The sequence below is a fragment of the Bradyrhizobium sp. HKCCYLRH2015 genome (assembly GCF_051168215.1).
Taxonomy (GTDB): Bacteria; Pseudomonadota; Alphaproteobacteria; order Rhizobiales; family Xanthobacteraceae; genus Bradyrhizobium.
The window spans coordinates 178,477-194,229 of record NZ_JBNPUO010000004.1 but is presented as its reverse complement, the minus strand read 5'-3'; the positions used below and the strand labels follow the sequence as shown (position 1 = coordinate 194,229).

Annotated in this window: 14 protein-coding genes; 3 read left to right on the top strand and 11 right to left on the bottom strand. The window is 66.0% G+C overall.

Annotated features, from left to right (window positions below):
• Window positions 1-165 precede the first annotated feature (165 nt).
• Complete coding sequence (recJ, locus tag ACQR1H_RS12010; protein WP_434907585.1) at window positions 166-2,007, bottom strand: single-stranded-DNA-specific exonuclease RecJ; 1,842 nt, start codon at window positions 2,005-2,007, stop codon at window positions 166-168.
• 308 nt (window positions 2,008-2,315) lie between these two features.
• Here recJ and ACQR1H_RS12005 point away from each other — a divergent pair, with 308 nt between their 5' ends.
• Window positions 2,316-3,404 (top strand): methyl-accepting chemotaxis protein, encoded by a 1,089-nt coding sequence (locus ACQR1H_RS12005; protein WP_434883115.1) that lies wholly within the window; start codon window positions 2,316-2,318, stop codon window positions 3,402-3,404.
• Between the two features lie 10 nt (window positions 3,405-3,414).
• On the opposite strand, the gene ACQR1H_RS12000 is transcribed toward ACQR1H_RS12005, so the two are convergent.
• The 5 genes from ACQR1H_RS12000 to ACQR1H_RS11980 all read right to left on the bottom strand — a co-directional run bounded on the left by ACQR1H_RS12000 (window position 3,415) and on the right by ACQR1H_RS11980 (window position 8,546).
• Window positions 3,415-4,134, bottom strand: coding sequence for a haloacid dehalogenase type II (locus ACQR1H_RS12000; RefSeq protein WP_434880930.1), 720 nt, complete (start codon window positions 4,132-4,134; stop codon window positions 3,415-3,417).
• Window positions 4,135-4,290: 156 nt separating this feature from the next.
• Window positions 4,291-5,292, bottom strand: a complete 1,002-nt coding sequence (glpX, locus tag ACQR1H_RS11995; RefSeq protein WP_434907584.1) for a class II fructose-bisphosphatase — start codon at window positions 5,290-5,292, stop codon at window positions 4,291-4,293.
• A gap of 204 nt (window positions 5,293-5,496) precedes the next feature.
• Window positions 5,497-6,816, bottom strand: coding sequence for a homoserine dehydrogenase (locus tag ACQR1H_RS11990; RefSeq protein ID WP_315800108.1), 1,320 nt, complete (start codon window positions 6,814-6,816; stop codon window positions 5,497-5,499).
• 39 nt (window positions 6,817-6,855) lie between these two features.
• A complete protein-coding gene (locus ACQR1H_RS11985) occupies window positions 6,856-8,076 on the bottom strand; it encodes an LL-diaminopimelate aminotransferase (protein WP_315800109.1) in 1,221 nt (406 codons plus the stop codon).
• A gap of 233 nt (window positions 8,077-8,309) precedes the next feature.
• A complete protein-coding gene (locus ACQR1H_RS11980; RefSeq protein ID WP_434863605.1) occupies window positions 8,310-8,546 on the bottom strand; it encodes a hypothetical protein in 237 nt (78 codons plus the stop codon).
• Between the two features lie 321 nt (window positions 8,547-8,867).
• Between ACQR1H_RS11980 and ACQR1H_RS11975 the strand changes: the two genes are divergently transcribed.
• Window positions 8,868-10,673, top strand: a complete 1,806-nt coding sequence (locus tag ACQR1H_RS11975; protein ID WP_315800111.1) for a PHA/PHB synthase family protein — start codon at window positions 8,868-8,870, stop codon at window positions 10,671-10,673.
• Window positions 10,674-10,746: 73 nt separating this feature from the next.
• Entirely contained in the window at window positions 10,747-11,145 is a 399-nt protein-coding gene (locus tag ACQR1H_RS11970) for an MAPEG family protein (protein WP_315800112.1), read from the top strand.
• 7 nt (window positions 11,146-11,152) lie between these two features.
• Here ACQR1H_RS11970 and ACQR1H_RS11965 read toward each other — a convergent pair whose 3' ends face one another.
• From ACQR1H_RS11965 to ACQR1H_RS11945, 5 genes are read right to left on the bottom strand one after another with little or no spacing between them, the layout of a single operon-like run.
• Entirely contained in the window at window positions 11,153-12,202 is a 1,050-nt protein-coding gene (locus ACQR1H_RS11965) for a LacI family DNA-binding transcriptional regulator (protein WP_315800113.1), read from the bottom strand.
• A complete protein-coding gene (locus ACQR1H_RS11960) occupies window positions 12,199-12,843 on the bottom strand; it encodes a ThuA domain-containing protein (RefSeq protein WP_315712128.1) in 645 nt (214 codons plus the stop codon). Before ACQR1H_RS11960 ends, ACQR1H_RS11965 begins: the two co-directional genes overlap by 4 nt.
• A 10-nt stretch (window positions 12,844-12,853) precedes the next feature.
• Window positions 12,854-13,951 (bottom strand): Gfo/Idh/MocA family protein, encoded by a 1,098-nt coding sequence (locus ACQR1H_RS11955; RefSeq protein ID WP_315800114.1) that lies wholly within the window; start codon window positions 13,949-13,951, stop codon window positions 12,854-12,856.
• Between the two features lie 22 nt (window positions 13,952-13,973).
• Window positions 13,974-14,822, bottom strand: a complete 849-nt coding sequence (locus ACQR1H_RS11950) for a carbohydrate ABC transporter permease (RefSeq protein WP_315800115.1) — start codon at window positions 14,820-14,822, stop codon at window positions 13,974-13,976.
• Window positions 14,815-15,753 carry a carbohydrate ABC transporter permease gene (locus tag ACQR1H_RS11945; RefSeq protein ID WP_315800116.1) on the bottom strand — a complete coding sequence of 313 codons (939 nt, stop codon included), beginning with the start codon at window positions 15,751-15,753 and terminating at the stop codon, window positions 14,815-14,817. The genes ACQR1H_RS11950 and ACQR1H_RS11945 overlap by 8 nt, the downstream gene beginning before the upstream one ends.

The window sequence follows — 15,753 nt, the reverse complement described above, 5'->3', positions numbered from 1 at the left end:
AAGGCACGACAGCCGCGTCATCCTCCGCTGTCGTCCCGGCCTCCGCGCCGGGACCCATACCCACAGGGAGCAAGGTGAGGCACGAACAGCGTGAGCATTTCGTTCTCACAACAACTGCTGCGGCGTATGGGAAGCTTGTCCGGGACGACGCCGAATGTGGAACCGCTACCTGATCATCGCCGGCCCATGGTCCGGCACGGCCACATCCAGCACGCGCAGCTGCACGCGCTCGATGCCCTGGTAGCGGTCGACGGTGAGGGTGCCGGCGACGTGCAGGATCTGGCCCCGATGCTGAACCAGGGCGTTGCCGAGCTTCTGGCCGACCGAGCGGAATGCGATCGCATTCACGGTAGCGCCGTCGCCGGATTTGAAACGCAGCTTGAGATGCGCCTGCCCGACCTCGTCGGCATAAACCAGCTGATGCGACGGCAGCGCCACGATCGGCTCGGGATTGCCGCTGCCGAACGGACCTGCACGATTGAGCGTCGCCACCAGCTCGGGCGTTGCGGCGCGCGCGCTGATGGCGCCGTCGATCAGGATCTCATTGACGTGCCGCGCGTCGGCGACGTCGGCCGCCAGCGCGCTTTCCAGATAGGCGCGGAATTCCGCCAGCCGCTCCTTGCGCAAGGTGACGCCGGCGGCCATCGCGTGCCCGCCGCCCTTCATCAGGATGCCCTGCTCCACCGCATGCCGCACCGCCTTGCCGAGATCGACACCCGGAATCGAGCGGCCCGATCCGGTGCCGATGCCGCCCGGCTCGAGCGCGATCGCAAACGCCGGCCGGGCAAACTTTTCCTTCAGCCGCGAGGCGACCAGCCCGACCACGCCGGGATGCCAGCCTTCCGACGCGGTCACGATCACCGCGCCCTTGTCCTCAAAGCCGAGCGAGGCCAGCGCCTCGGCCTCGGCCTGCGCTTCGGCCTGCTGCTCGATGACGCGGCGCTCGCTGTTGAGGCGGTCGAGCTCGGCGGCGATGCGCGCGGCTTCCGAGACGTCGCTCTCCAACAGCAGCCGCACGCCGAGATCGGCGCGGCCGATGCGCCCGCCCGCATTGATGCGCGGCCCCAGCATGAAGCCGAGATGCCAGGCTTCGGGCGGGCCGTTGAGACGGGCGACATCCATCAGCGCGGTGTGACCGACATGGTCGCGCCGGCGCATCGCGATCAGGCCCTTGGCGACGAAGGCGCGGTTGAGCGCGATCAGCGGCGCGACGTCGGCGACGGTGCCGAGCGCAACGTGATGCAACATGGACAGCAGATCCGGCTCCGGGCGCGTGCTGCTCCAGAAGCCGCGGCCGCGCAGCTCGCGATTGACGGCAACCAGCGTCACCAGGGTCAGCCCGACCGCGGCGAGATAGCCGAGGCCGGAGAGATCATCCGGCCGGTTCGGATTCACCAGCGCCTCGACCTCCGGCAGCTCGTCGCCGCATTGATGGTGATCGATCACCACCACGGACATGCCGAGCCGCCGCGCTTCCGCCAGCGGCTCGAGGCTGGTGGTGCCGCAATCGACCGTGACGAGCAAGGTCGCGCCCTTGTTCACCAGCGCCCGGATGGCGTCGACGTTCGGGCCGTAGCCTTCGAAGATGCGGTCGGGAATGTGGATCAGCGGATCGAGCCCGCAATGGCGCAGATGCCAGGCGAGCAGCGCCGCCGAGGTCGCGCCGTCGACATCGTAGTCGCCGAAGATCGCGACCTTCTCGCCCCTCACCGCGGCGTCGGCAATGCGCTGCGCCGCCGCTTCCATCTGCGTCACCGTGAACGGGTCCGGCATCAGCTTGCGGATGGTCGGATCGAGGAAGTCGTTGACCGCGTCGAGCTCGACGTCGCGGCCGGCGAGGACGCGCGCCAGCATCTCCGGCAACTGATAGCGTTGCACCATCGCCAGGGCCCGCGCCGCGCCGCGTGCGTCCAGCCGGTCGCGCCACAATTTGTTGGTCAGCGACAGCCGCACGCCGAGGAACGCCTGCGGAGCGCTCAGGGGCAGTGCAAGGGCGGATGGTGCCATGATGCGCAGGGCCTCGCTTGCAGCGCAGCGATTCGAAAACGGACCCCTCGAATCTACAGCAACTGGCATCCATCAGCAGGTTCCTTCGCTGGAGCCCACCGGATTTGTGCCGGAGAACCACGGAACTCACAGGAAATGAGAGGACTGCTGATATATACGCCTGGTTGCCCAAAATTAGAGCTGCGTTCAATGGAGTGCATTAAACAGCCGTTAGGCGAATTCCGTAACATTTCAATCAATTATTTCGTCCGATTTGTTCGCCCTCTTCGTGCCGACGAGGAGGCGCGGCAACATGGAGTTGATTGCCGATGCTGACCGCGCCCGAGTTGAAGACGCTTTCCTCCGCCGCTCCGTCACAAACGACTCCCAAGGACGACGAGACCGACGTTTCGGCGCTGATCGCGCGGCTCACCGGCGAGGTCAATCAGATCGCCTGCGAGAAGACCAAGTCGATCCAGCAGATCACCAACCAGATGAAGATGCTGGCCTTGAACGCGCTGATCGAGAGCTCGCGGGTGGGCGCGCAAGGCGCGGGCTTCGCCGTGGTGGCCCAGGAGGTCCGCGCCGTCGGCCAATTGGTCGAGACCATCGCGCGCGAGCTCGAAGGCCAGCTCACGACGCGCACCGGCAATCTCAAGAGCTCGATCGAGCGCATGACCGAACGGGCCCGCGGCGAGCGCATGGTCGATCTGGCGCTGAATGCGATCGAGCTGATCGACCGCAATCTCTATGAGCGGACCTGCGACGTGCGCTGGTGGGCGACCGACTCCGCCGTGGTCGATTGCGCCGCCGCTCCGGACGCGGCGCGCGTCGCCCATGTCTCCGAACGGCTCGCGGTGATTCTCTCGGCCTACACGGTCTATCTCGATCTGTGGCTGTGCGATCCCAGCGGCAAGGTGATCGCCAACGGCCGCGCCGACCGCTTCAACGTCGTCGGCCAGAGCGTGGCCGAGACCAGATGGTTTCGCGAGGCGCGTGGATTGCGCTCGGGCGACGACTACGTCGCCGGCGACGTTGAGTGCCAGCCGCTGCTCGGCAACGCCCAGGTCGCGACCTATTGCGCCTCGGTCCGAGAGGACGGCAAGGCGCATGGCAAGCCGCTCGGCGTGCTCGCCATTCATTTCGACTGGGAGGCGCAGGCGCGCGCGATCGTCCAGGGCGTGCGCGTCAGCGAGAGCGACAGGGCGCGCGCACTGCTGGTGGATTCCAGCCATCGCGTGATCGCATCCTCGGACGGTCAGGGCATTCTCAGCGAGCGCGTGTCGCTGAAGCTCGATGGCAAGCGCAGCGGCTTCTATCAGGATGCGTCCGGACGATTGGTCGCGTTCCACGCCACGCCCGGCTACGAGACCTACAAGGGGCTCGGCTGGTACGGCGTGATCGTGTCGGGCGCGTGAGGCGGGAGGATCAGCAGCCCAAGCGGTCGGCGATGCCGTTGAAATCATCGGCAACGATGTCCCAGGCCCCGGTGGCGTCGAAGTCGCGGCTCTGCAGCGGGCCGTATTCAGTGGGACGGGCGACGAAGGCGGTCTTCAGGCCGTAACGTTGTGCCGCCTCGAGATCGTTGTTGTGCGCGGCGACCATCATCACCTCGCCGGGCGCAAGACCCAGCAGACGCGCGGCGCCGAGATAGGTCTCGGGGTCGGGCTTGTAGTGCGCGAACAGCTCGGCGGAGAGGATCAGGTCCCATGGAAGGCCTGCGAACTTCGCCATGTTGGTGAGCAGCGCGACGTTGCCGTTGGAGAGCGGCGCGATGATGTATTTGGACTTCAGCCGGGTCAGGCCGGCGACACTGTCGGCCCACGGATGCAGCCGGTGCCAGCCGCGGGTGAGATGATCGAGATCGGCTTCGGTGAGCCCGGTGATGCCGAGCTCGGCGACCAGCGTCTCCAGCGAACGGCGATGCAGGACGTCGAGGATGACGTAGCCGCGCTCGGGGTGCTTGCGGACCTCGTCCATCGAGCCGACATAGAGCCCGCGCCAGCCATCGACCAGCGCGGTCCAGTCGCCCTGGATGCCGCGGGTCTTCGACCACGCGGTGAAGTCGTTGATCAGGCTGGTGCGCCAGTCGACGACGGTGCCGAACACGTCGAACACCAGCGCCTTGACCATGGACAGATCGGACATGCTGAATCGCTCCCCGACTTCGTCATTCCGGGATGCCTGCGAAGCGCGCAGACCCGGAATCTCGATCTGCGAGCTCGGGATTCCGGGTTCACGCTTCCGCCTTCGCTCTACGAGCTTCGGCGGACAAGTCGCGTGCCCCGGAATGACAGGGTTGGATTAGTCGAGGTGGAACTTCGCCAACTGGCGGTGCTCGGCGCGGATGTAGCGCACCGTGCCAGTGACCGAGCGCATCACGACGGTCTCGGTCTCGATGACGCCGTCCTTGCGGAACTTGACGCCGGAGAGCAGCGAGCCGGTGGTGACGCCGGTCGCCGCGAACAGGCAGTCGCCGCGCGCCATGTCCTCGATGCCGTAGATCATCTTGGGATCACCGACGCCCATCTTGTGGGCGCGCTCGCGCTTCTCCTCGGTGTCGAGGATCAGGCGGCACTGCATCTGGCCGCCGATGCAGCGCAGCGCCACCGCGGCCAGCACGCCCTCAGGCGCGCCGCCGGTGCCGAGATACATGTCGACGCCGGTATTGTCCGGGTCGGCGCAGTGGATCACGCCGGCGACGTCGCCGTCGGTGATCAGGCGCACCGCGGCGCCGGTCGAGCGGACGCCCTGGATGATGTCGGCGTGGCGCGCACGGTCGAGCACCAGCACCGTGATCGCGCCGGGCTCGACGCCCTTGGCCTTGGCGAGCCGGCGCACGTTGTCGGCCGGCGTCGCGTCGATGTCGACGACGCCCTTGGCGTAGCCGGGGCCGACCGCGATCTTCTGCATGTACACGTCGGGGGCATGCAGCAAGGTGCCGCCATCGGCCATCGCCATGGTCGCGATCGCGCCCGGCATGTTCTTGGCGCACAAGGTCGTCCCCTCGAGCGGATCGACCGCGATGTCGACCTTGGGGCCGGCATTGAGGCCGACCTTCTCGCCGATGTAGAGCATCGGCGCTTCGTCGCGCTCGCCCTCGCCGATCACGACCGTGCCTTCGATCGGCAGCTTGTTGAGCTCGCGGCGCATCGCATCCACGGCCGCCTGGTCGGCCGGCTTCTCCTGGCCGTGGCCGCGCAGCCGCGCCGCCGACACCGCCGCCCGTTCGGTCACGCGCACCAGCTCCAGCGTCAGGATGCGCTCGAGCAGCAATTGTTGCGGGACAGAAATCTGCGTCGACATCGATCAACTCCTCAAGACGTCAAGGCGGACATCCGCCATCAAAATCTACCGCTCGCACGCCGCCCCCCTGGGCGGCATCCGGGTCAGGCGGTCGGCACGAACGGCCGCTCCCCGCCTGTCTACTCTCCCGCTTTGAGCATGAACCTATACCAAACGCCACGCGTTTGTTTGAGCAGGGACAAGCGGTTCCCTGGGCATCATGCGCTAGTTCTTCTCGATCCGGATGACCTGGGGCTTGCCGCTGATGACCTTGTCGCGCTGCACCGCCTGGAGCGCGCGATGCACGGCATCCTCGTGTGTCGCATAGGTGATCAGGATGACCGGCACCGGCGCCGACTTGCCGGCCGTCTTCGCCGGCTCGCTGCCGTTGGGATGGCGCTGCACGATCGATTCGATCGAGATCTTCTGCTCGGCCAGCCGGGTGGCGATGGTGGCGGCGGTGCCGGCATGGTCACGCGCCATCAGGCGGATGTAATAGCCACCCTCGTGCCGCTCCATCGGCGCCTTCTCGGTCGCCTGCAGCTTCTCGACCGGGCGGCCGAACGGCGCGGCTCGGATGCCGCGCGCGACATCGGCGATATCGGCCACGACCGCGGAGGCCGTCGCGGCGCCCCCTGCTCCCGGACCGACCAGCGTGATCGGCGGGATACCGTCGCCGTCGATCGTGACCGCGTTGGTGACGCCCATCACCTGGGCGATCGAGGAGGATTTCGGCACCATCGTCGGATGCACCCGCTGCTCGATGCCCTTGGCGGTCCGCACGGCGACGCCGAGCAGCTTGACGCGGTAGCCGAGCTCGGCCGCCGCCTTCAGGTCCTCCGGAGCGATCGAGGAGATGCCTTCCACATAGATGGATTTCTCCGCCACCTGGGTGCCGAAGGCGAGGCTCGCGAGGATCGCGAGCTTCTGCGCGGTGTCGTGGCCATGAATGTCGAACGACGGATCGGCCTCGGCATAGCCGAGGCGCTGGGCGTCCTTCAGGCACTCGTCGAACGACAGCCCTTCCTGCTCCATCCGGGTCAGGATGTAGTTGCAGGTGCCGTTGAGGATGCCATAGACGCGGCTGATGCCGGTGCCGGCGAGACCCTCGCGCAGGGTCTTGATCACCGGAATGGCGGCGCAGACGGCCGCCTCGAAATTCAGCGCGCCGCCATGCTTCTCGGCCGCCTTGGCGAGCTTCAGACCGTGCTTTGCGATCAGCGCCTTGTTGGCGGTCACCACCGACTTGCCGGCCTTCAGCGCGGTGTCGATCGCCGACAGCGCAGGATCGCCGGCGCCGCCCATCAGCTCGACCAGGCAATCGACCTCCGGATCCGAGGCAAGCGCCAGCGCATCCTTGGCCCAGGTGATGCCGGACAGATCGATGCCGCGCTTCTTGGCCTTCGACCGCGCCGTCACGGCGACAACCTTGACCGGGCGCCCCGTCCGCTCGGTCAGCACGCGCGCCTGACGCTCGATGAGACGAACGACCTCGACACCCACGGTGCCGAGGCCCGCGATGCCCACTCTCAGGGGTGCGACCATGGAATCAAAGAACCTGTCGAAAGGAAAGTACGGGAGGGCTCAGCGCCGGTTGGCGATGGGAACGACGTTGTGCAACGTTTCGATCCCGCTTTCAAGGAAGCGGCGGACACCGCGCGCGGCCTGCCGAATGCGCTGCTCGTTCTCGACCATCGCGATGCGGACATAGCCCTCGCCATGCTCGCCGAAGCCGACGCCCGGCGACACCGCGACGCCGGACTTCTCGACCATGAGCGTCGCGAACTGCATGCTGCCGAGGCTCTTGAACTTCTCCGGCAGCGGCGCCCAGGCGAACATCGAGGCCTCCGGCGACGGGATCTCCCAGCCGGCCCGGCCGAACGACTCGACCAGCGTGTCGCGGCGCTTGCGATAGACGTCGCGCATCTCGCGGATGCAGTCGTCGGGGCCGTTGAGCGCAGCGGTGGCCGCCACCTGGACCGGCGTGAACGCGCCGTAGTCGAGGTACGATTTGACGCGCGCGAGCGCCGCGATGATGCGCTCGTTGCCGACGGCAAAGCCCATGCGCCAGCCGGCCATCGAATAGGTCTTAGACATCGAGGTGAATTCGACGGCGACATCCATCGCGCCGGGCACCTGCAGCACCGACGGCGGCGGGTTCTTGTCGTCGAAATACACCTCGGCATAAGCGAGGTCCGAGAGGATCAGGATCTCGTGCTTCTTCGCGAATGCGACGAGGTCGCGATAGAAGTCGAGGCTCGCGACATAGGCGGTCGGGTTGCTCGGATAGCAGACGATCAGCGCCAGCGGCTTCGGAATGGAATGGATGATCGCGCGCTCGGCCGCCTCGAAGAATTGCGGGGTCGGCTCGGACGGCACCGAGCGGATCACGCCGCCCGCCATCAGGAAACCGAAGGCGTGAATCGGATAGCTCGGATTCGGGCAGAGGATGACATCGCCCGGTGCGGTGATCGCCTGCGCGACGTTGGCAAAACCTTCCTTCGAGCCCAAGGTCGCCACGATCTGAGTGTCGGGATTGAGCTTCACCCCGAAACGGCGGTCGTAATAGCCGGCCTGCGCCCGGCGCAGTCCGACGATGCCGCGCGAGGCCGAATAGCGGTCGGTCCGCGGCTTGCCCAGGGTCTCCTTGAGCTTCTCCAGCACGTGCGGCGGCGCCGGGAGATCCGGATTGCCCATGCCGAGATCGATGATGTCGGCCCCGGCATTCCGCGCGGCCGCCTTGGCCCGGTTGACCTGCTCGAACACGTAAGGCGGCAAACGGCGGATGCGGTAAAAATCTTCCATGGGTCTCTCGGCTCCGGCAACCGGGGGCGGATTCGCCAGCAGGGCTGGCGCTGCGGCGGCGCGCGCCATGCCTTGAAACCGGTGCTGGATCAGGAGTTTAGCACGGGCTCGCGGCTTGGCTGGCAACGACACGCGGAGGTGTTGATTCCGGTTGTTTTATCATGGCCGCCGCGCCGCGCCAGACAATTACGCCGCGCCACGCGGCCGATCGCCCAGCCTTTGTCCCGGGCCGGTCATTTGGGCCTGACGCTGGTACCCGCCGAAGCCTGGCGGTCGCGCGCCGCGAGCAGCTCCTTTTCGATCTTGTCGCGCTCCTGCGGCGAGATGATCGGCGCATCGCGGTCGCGCGGCACGTCGTTGACGGGCAGATACCCACCCGGCTCCTTGGGTCGGGCGACGGCATCCGCGTCGAGCGAAGGCATGTCCGCGATTGGACTGGAGCACCCGGCAAACGCGAGCGCGCCGAACACGACGAGTCCCGCAACAAGGGCGCGCCGTCCCGACCTCCAACCTCGCCCCTGCGTCCCCACGCGCACGTCCCTCAGCCCCCAACTTCCAGTCGACGGTCCCCGGCCCGACCGCAGCGCGGCGCATTTTGCCGCAGCACAACCAATTGTCACTCGAAACGTGACCGGCTTGAACAGGAATTTCATCCAGCTACGTGATCATGATGTCGGAAGCGAGAGATTTTTTCGCAGCGCAACAATCAGAAATCGAATTTGCCGCAAACTCGCGGATTATTGATCTCGCGCGGTGACGAAACGATCCCGACGCGATAGTGTGATCGAGCCATGACCGACGTTCAGAACAGCAGCAATCCAGAAAAAACATTCGATGCGGAAGCGTTCGCGATGAACATCGCGAAGGCCATGGAAAGCAGCGGCAAGGCGCTGTCCGCCTATCTGAAGCCGCGCGAGACCGGCGAGGTTCAGGACCGGCCACCGACCGAATTGACCGAGGTCGTCAAATCCTTCACCGCGGTCGCCGACTACTGGCTGTCGGACAAGGATCGCGCCAGCGACGTCCAGACCAAGATCGCCAAGGGCTATCTCGATTTGTGGGGCTCGGCCGCGCGCCGTCTCGCCGGCGAAGACGCGCCCCCGGCCATTTCGCCCTCGCCGCGCGACAAGCGCTTCGCCGATCCGGAATGGAAGTCGAACCAGTTCTTCGATTTCGTGATGCAGGCCTATCTGCTGACGACGCAATGGGCGCAGGACCTCGTCCACAATGCCGAAGGCCTCGATCCGCACACGCGCAAGAAGGCCGAGTTTTACGTCAACCAGATCACCAATGCGCTGGCGCCCTCGAATTTCGTTCTGACCAATCCCGAGGTGCTGCGGCAGACGGTGGCGTCGAGCGGCGATAACCTGGTGCGTGGCATGCAGATGCTCGCGGAGGACATCGAGGCCGGCAAGGGCTCGCTCAAGATTCGCCAGTCCGACCCGGCCAATCTCGAGGTCGGCGTCAACATGGCGACGACGCCGGGCAAGGTCATCTTCCAGAACGACATGATGCAACTGATCCAGTACGCGCCGTCGACGGAGAACGTGCTGCGCACGCCGCTGCTGATCGTGCCGCCCTGGATCAACAAGTTCTACATCCTCGATCTGCGCCCCGAGAAATCCTTCATCAAATGGTGCGTCGATCAGGGCCTCACGGTGTTCGTGATCTCCTGGGTCAATCCCGACAAGAAGCTCGGGACCAAGACCTGGGAGGACTACATGAAGGAAGGTCCGCTCACCGCGATGGACGTCATCGAGAAGGTGACGGGCGAGATGAAGGTGCACACGATGGGCTATTGCGTCGGCGGCACCATGCTGGCGACGACGCTGGCCTGGCTCGCCGACAAGCGCCGCCAGCGCGTGACCTCCGCGACCTTCCTGGCCGCACAGGTCGACTTCACCCATGCCGGCGATCTCCTGGTGTTCGTCGACGAGACCCAGATCTCGGCGCTGGAACGCGACATGCAGGCCTCGGGCGTGCTCGAAGGCAGCAAGATGGCGATGGCCTTCAACATGCTGCGCTCGAACGACCTGATCTGGTCCTACGTCGTCAACAATTACCTGAAGGGCCAGGCGCCGCAGGCGTTTGACCTGCTGCACTGGAATTCGGACGCCACGCGGATGTCGGCGGCGAACCATTCCTACTATCTGCGCAACTGCTATCTGGAGAACCGGCTGACGCAGGGCACCATGGTGCTCGACAACACGCTGCTCGACCTCTCCAAGGTGAAGGTGCCGGTCTACAATCTCGCCACCCGCGAGGACCACATCGCGCCGGCCGACTCCGTGCTGTACGGATCGCAATTCTTCGGCGGTCCGGTAAAGTACGTGCTGTCGGGCTCGGGCCACATCGCCGGCGTCGTCAACCCGCCCTCCTCCGGCAAGTATCAGTACTGGACCAATGACCAGATCCACGACATCTCGCTGAAGGACTGGATGAAGGGCGCGCAGGAGCACAAGGGCTCGTGGTGGCCGGACTGGCGCGAATGGCTGAGCCAGCTGGATCCGGAAGAAGTTCCCGCACGCGACGTCGGCAGCGAGGCCTATCCACCGCTCGAGGATGCGCCGGGCTCCTATGTCCGCGTCCGCGCATAGCGTGATCCGCCGCGATTGACTATAACCGCTCCGTCCCGCCGGGACGGGACGGGAATCAGTTGAGGGGATCTCGATGACGCGCGAACTGTTCTGGCTGACGCTCACGGTCATTCTGACCGGCCTGCTGTGGGTTCCCTACATCCTGAACCGCTGCCAGGTCCGCGGCCTCACGGGCGCCATGGCCAATCCCTCCCGCAACGACAAGCCGCACGCACCGTGGGCCACGCGGCTGATGTTCGCGCACGACAATGCGGTCGAGAACCTCGTGATCTTCGCGCCGCTGGTGCTGATCCTCAATGCGATCGACTACTCGACCAAATGGACCGTGCTCGCCTGCGCCGTCTATTTCTGGTCGCGCGTCGCTCACGTCATCGTCTACGCGATCGGCCTGCCGGTGTTCCGGACGCTGGCGTTCGTGGTCGGCTTCGCGGCACAGGCTGTGCTCGCGGTCGCGATCTTCGGCTGGCTCTAGCGATCCGCTAGGGCAGATTGTCCCGCAGGAAGATATCGATGCGGATGCGCTCCTGATCGGGACTGATCGGCTCCCCCGAGCAGTGCGCGAGCAGGACGCGCGCCGCCGAGCGCGCCTCGTGGCCGGGATCCTGGTTGATGATGGCGTCGCACGTGCCGCGGACCAGGAACCTCCTGGTGTGCTGGGTCAGCTCATGCGTGATCCACACCACCTCGCGAGCCCGCCCTGAGGCCTCCAGGGCATCGGCGATGCCGCGATTGCCGGCGCCGCAGCAATAGATGCCGAGCAGATCCGCATGGCGCGCGAGCAGCGCCGCGGTCAGCTCCCGCGTGCGCTCGCTGTCGTCGCGGCCCTCGATCACGGGCAGCGCCCGCAGGTTCGGATATTCGCTGGAGAGGATCTGGTTGAAGCCGAACTGCCGCTCGGCATGATCGCGCAGCGACAGAGATCCCGCGATCACCGCGACCGTTCCCTCGCGACCGCCGAGATAGCGTCCCATCAGGGTGGCGGCGGTTCGCCCCGCGGCCGGATTGTCGATCCCGACATAATGCAGGCGGCGCGAGCTGGGCGCGTCCGAGACCAGGGTCACCACCGCGACGCCGCGCGCGGTGAGCTCGTCGATGGCGGCGCGCACTCTGGGGTGATCGAGCGCGATGACCGCAACGCCCTGATAGGCCGGCGACAGGTTCTCCAGCGCACCGGCCAGCACGTCAGGATCGAACACGTCGACGTGGAGGATATCGATGAAGCCGCGCTGGCCGGCCAGCCACTCCGCCGTGCGCTGGACCTGCTCGGTCAGGACGGTCATGAAGCTGTTGCCACCGGTCGGCAGCACGAAGGCAAAGCGGAAGCTCTGGCCGCGCGCGAGCCGTGCCGCGGCGACGTCGGCGCGATAACCCAGCTTGGCAACAGCGGCCTCCACCCGGGCAACGGTCTTGGCACGCACGCCCTCGCGCCGGTTGATGACGCGGTCGACGGTGGCGAGCGACACGCCCGCCGTCCGCGCGACGTCCTCCAGCGTGGCCCGGACCGGCAACGGGTTCGCGTCAGCCGTCACTCGCGCGCCGCCCATAACATGCCGCGGGTCATCAACGTCCGGATCTCCGGCACGTCGAGCTCGTAAGCGCGGTGGCCGAGCGAGGAATAGAACACCCTGCCCGCGCCGTAGCGCTTCTTCCAGACCACCGGCATCACCACCCCCTCGATCCACGGGGCGTGCTCTCCGGTGAAGGTCGTGGTCGCCAACACCTCGTTGGCCGGGTCGACGTGCATGTAATACTGCTCGGAACGGTGCTCGAAACTTGTCAGGCCCTTCATGATGGGATCGTCCGGCCGGGTCAAGTCGACCCGGTAGTCGATGATATTGCCGGGATGGGCGACCCATTGCCCGCCGCACAGGAACTGGTAGTCGACCGAATCGCGGAAGGCATCGCACATGCCGCCATGATGGCCGGCGAGCCCAACGCCGCTGCGCACCGCCGCGCAGAGATTGAGCGCTTCCGCCTTCTCGATCTTGGACATCGTGTAGATCGGGATGATCAGCGACAGATCGTGGATCGCAGGATCTGCGAATGCAGCCGTCGTGGTCTCGATCCGCACCTCGAAGCCTTCCGCCTTGAGCCAGCCGCGGATCATCGAGGCACAGAGATCGGGGTCATGTCCCGGCCAGCCGCCCCACACAATCATTGCCTTGCGCATGTCTCTGTCCTCAGTCGATCTGTCCGGTGTCGCGTCCAACCGGCAACATCGCCGGCCGCTCCACGCGGCTCTCGATCTTGACCCGCCGGCCTTCGTTTGCGGAGGTCTGGAACGCTTCCATGACCTCCAGCACGTGGAACGCGAGCGCGCCGCTGGCGCGATGCGGCCGGTCGTTCAGGATCGCGGTCGCCATGTCAGCGACGCCGATGGAGCGGAACTCGCCGTCGATGTGACCATGCGTCAACGGCATCGTCTGCCAGTCGCCGCCGGTCCTGGCGACCTGGACCTCGCCGCCGAAGCGGTTGGGGTCCGGCACCAGCATGCTGCCCTCGTCGCCATAGATCTCGATGGGGGCGTGCCGGTGCTTCGGGACGTCGAAGCTCATCGTGACCGAGACCACCGCACCGCTTTCGAATTCGAGCGTGCCTGCGACGTGCGTCTGCACCTCGACCGGGATCAGCGTGCCGCTCATCGGCTGGCTGGTGACGAGGCGCTCCGCTCGCGGGCGCGCGGTCGAGCCCATGACGCTCGCCACCGGGCCGAGCAGTTGCACGAGATCGGTGATGTAGTACGGCCCCATGTCGAGCATCGGCCCGCCGCCGCGCAGATAATAGAAGCCCGGCGCGGGATGCCAGCGCTCATGGCCGGGGCAGCCGAAGAAGGCGCTACCGGCCACGGGTGTGCCGATCGCGCCGTCGTCGATCAGCTTGCGTGCGGTCTGGTGTCCGCCGCCCAGGAAGGTGTCGGGCGCGCAGCCGACGCGGAGATTCTTCTGCGCGGCAAGCTCGATCACCTTGCGGGCCTCGGCGACGTCGATGCCCAGCGGCTTCTCGGAATGCACGTGCTTGCCGGCGTTCAGCACGGCGAGACTGACGTCGGTATGGGCGAGCGGCACGGTGAGATTGATGACGATCTCGACGTCATCGCGCTTCAGCAATTGATCGACCCGCATCGCCGGCAGGCCGAAGGCCGCGCCCTGCCGCTCGGCGGCGTCGCTGCGCATGTCGGCGAGCGCCTTGATGTCCAGAACGGGAAAGCGCTGCGCGGCCTTCAGATACGCCGTGCTGATGTTGCCGCAGCCGATGATGCCGATGCCGACTTTTCTCATTGGGGTCTCCGTGAGGTCTCGTTCATCCCTTGACCGCGCCCGATGTCAGGCCGGCAACGATGTGCTTCTGCGCCAGGAGGAAAAGGACGATCGTGGGCAGGATGGTCAGGGTGATGAAGGCGAGGATCAGGTGCCACTCGGAGGAATATTCGCCCTGATAAACCATGATGCCGAGCGGCCAGGGATACAGCGCGTCGGTGTTGAGCATCACGAGCGGCAACAGATAGGCGTTCCAGCTGTTCACGAAAGTGATGGTGCCCACGGTCGCCAGGATCGGGCGCGACAATGGCAGCGTCACATAGCGGAAGAATTTGACGTAGCTGCAGCCGTCGACCAGCGCGGCCTCGAGCAGCTCGTAGGGGATGTCCTTGAAGAAGCGGCGCAGCAGCAGCACGCTCATCGCAAGGCTGAAGGCGACCTGCGGCAGCGCGACGCCGAAATAGGTGTCCAGCAGCCCGAGATCGCGCACCTTGATGAACAGCGGCAACACCGCGGTCGCCGCCGGAAACAGCAGGCCGAGCGTCAGATAGCTCAACAGCATCGAGCTGCCGTAGAATCGGACATGAGCAAAGGTGAAGGCCGCCATCGACGCGACGATGAGAGTCAGGACCACCGTCAGCGTGGAGATGATCAGCGAGTTGCGCAGCAGCTGCCAGTAGCGCCCGGAGAACAGGATGTCGGCATAATTCTGCCACTCCCAGCGCTGCGGCAGGCCAAACGGATTGACGCGCAGTTCCCCGAGCGACTTGAAGCCGCCCAGCAGCGTCGCGAGCAGCGGCACCAGCACGAAGATGGCGACGATCGCGAGGAACACCGCCTTGAACAGCACGGCGGGATCGAACGGCGCTTGGCTCGTCTCGGCACTATTCATCGCGCATGAACCATCGCTTGTAGGTGAAGGCAAATGTCACACAGATCACGAACAGGATGACACCGATGGCGCTGCCATAGCCGACCCGCATGCGGGAGATGCCGTTGTTGTAGAGGAAGCTCACCATCGTGTTCGAGGAGTCGGCGGGGCCACCGCGGGTCAGCGGCATCACGAGATCGAACAGCTGCAGCGAGCCGACGATGGCGAAGAACACCGACAGCCGGATCGTCGGATAGAGCAAGGGGATGACGACATGGCGCAGGCTCTGCGTCCGGGTGGCTCCGTCGATCCGTGCCGCCTCGATCAGGCTCTTGTCGATGCTTTGCAGCGCCGCGATGAACAGCATCATGTGGAAGCCGAAATACTTCCAGACGATCACGATCAGCACCGCCAGCATCGCCGTGTCGGTCGAGGCCAGCAGATGCGGCGGCTCGGCGCCGAAGCTGCGCCAGATCGACGCGACCAGGCCGTAATCGCCGTCATAGACGAAGCTGAAGATCAGCCCGGTCGCGATCTCGGCGAGGATATAGGGCATGAAGAACAGCATGCGCAGCGCGACCGCGCCGCGAAACCGCTCCGCGAGCATCAGGGCCAGTGTCAACGCCAGCGGCAGCTGGACGCAGAGCGAGACCGCAATGATCAGGCCGTTGTTGCGCAGCGCGAGCCAGAAGGCGCGCGTCTCCAGCACGAAGCGGTAGTTGTCGAAGCCGATCCAATGGGTCGGCCGTCCGAATCCGTTCCAGTTGAAGCCGGAGTACCAGGCGGCCTCGCCGATCGGCAGCACCACGAACAGCGTGAACAGCAGCAGCGCCGGCGGCAGGAACAGGACCAGGACGGTGAAGCGGCCGTCCCAGCTCGGGCCGCGCACCGCGCGCGCGGAGAGCGATGCCGGCGACACCATCGCCGGCGAGCCCGCGATCGGCCGCGCCAC

Excerpts from the sequence above, each read along its gene's own strand:
- recJ (WP_434907585.1), bottom strand. The coding sequence starts at position 2,007 with ATGGCACCATCCGCCCTTGCACTGCCCCTGAGCGCTCCGCAGGCGTTC.
- ACQR1H_RS12005 (WP_434883115.1), top strand. The coding sequence starts at position 2,316 with ATGCTGACCGCGCCCGAGTTGAAGACGCTTTCCTCCGCCGCTCCGTCA.
- ACQR1H_RS12000 (WP_434880930.1), bottom strand. The coding sequence starts at position 4,134 with ATGTCCGATCTGTCCATGGTCAAGGCGCTGGTGTTCGACGTGTTCGGC.
- glpX (WP_434907584.1), bottom strand. The coding sequence starts at position 5,292 with ATGTCGACGCAGATTTCTGTCCCGCAACAATTGCTGCTCGAGCGCATC.
- ACQR1H_RS11990 (WP_315800108.1), bottom strand. The coding sequence starts at position 6,816 with ATGGTCGCACCCCTGAGAGTGGGCATCGCGGGCCTCGGCACCGTGGGT.
- ACQR1H_RS11985 (WP_315800109.1), bottom strand. The coding sequence starts at position 8,076 with ATGGAAGATTTTTACCGCATCCGCCGTTTGCCGCCTTACGTGTTCGAG.
- ACQR1H_RS11975 (WP_315800111.1), top strand. The coding sequence starts at position 8,868 with ATGACCGACGTTCAGAACAGCAGCAATCCAGAAAAAACATTCGATGCG.
- ACQR1H_RS11970 (WP_315800112.1), top strand. The coding sequence starts at position 10,747 with ATGACGCGCGAACTGTTCTGGCTGACGCTCACGGTCATTCTGACCGGC.
- ACQR1H_RS11960 (WP_315712128.1), bottom strand. The coding sequence starts at position 12,843 with ATGCGCAAGGCAATGATTGTGTGGGGCGGCTGGCCGGGACATGACCCC.
- ACQR1H_RS11955 (WP_315800114.1), bottom strand. The coding sequence starts at position 13,951 with ATGAGAAAAGTCGGCATCGGCATCATCGGCTGCGGCAACATCAGCACG.
- ACQR1H_RS11950 (WP_315800115.1), bottom strand. The coding sequence starts at position 14,822 with ATGAATAGTGCCGAGACGAGCCAAGCGCCGTTCGATCCCGCCGTGCTG.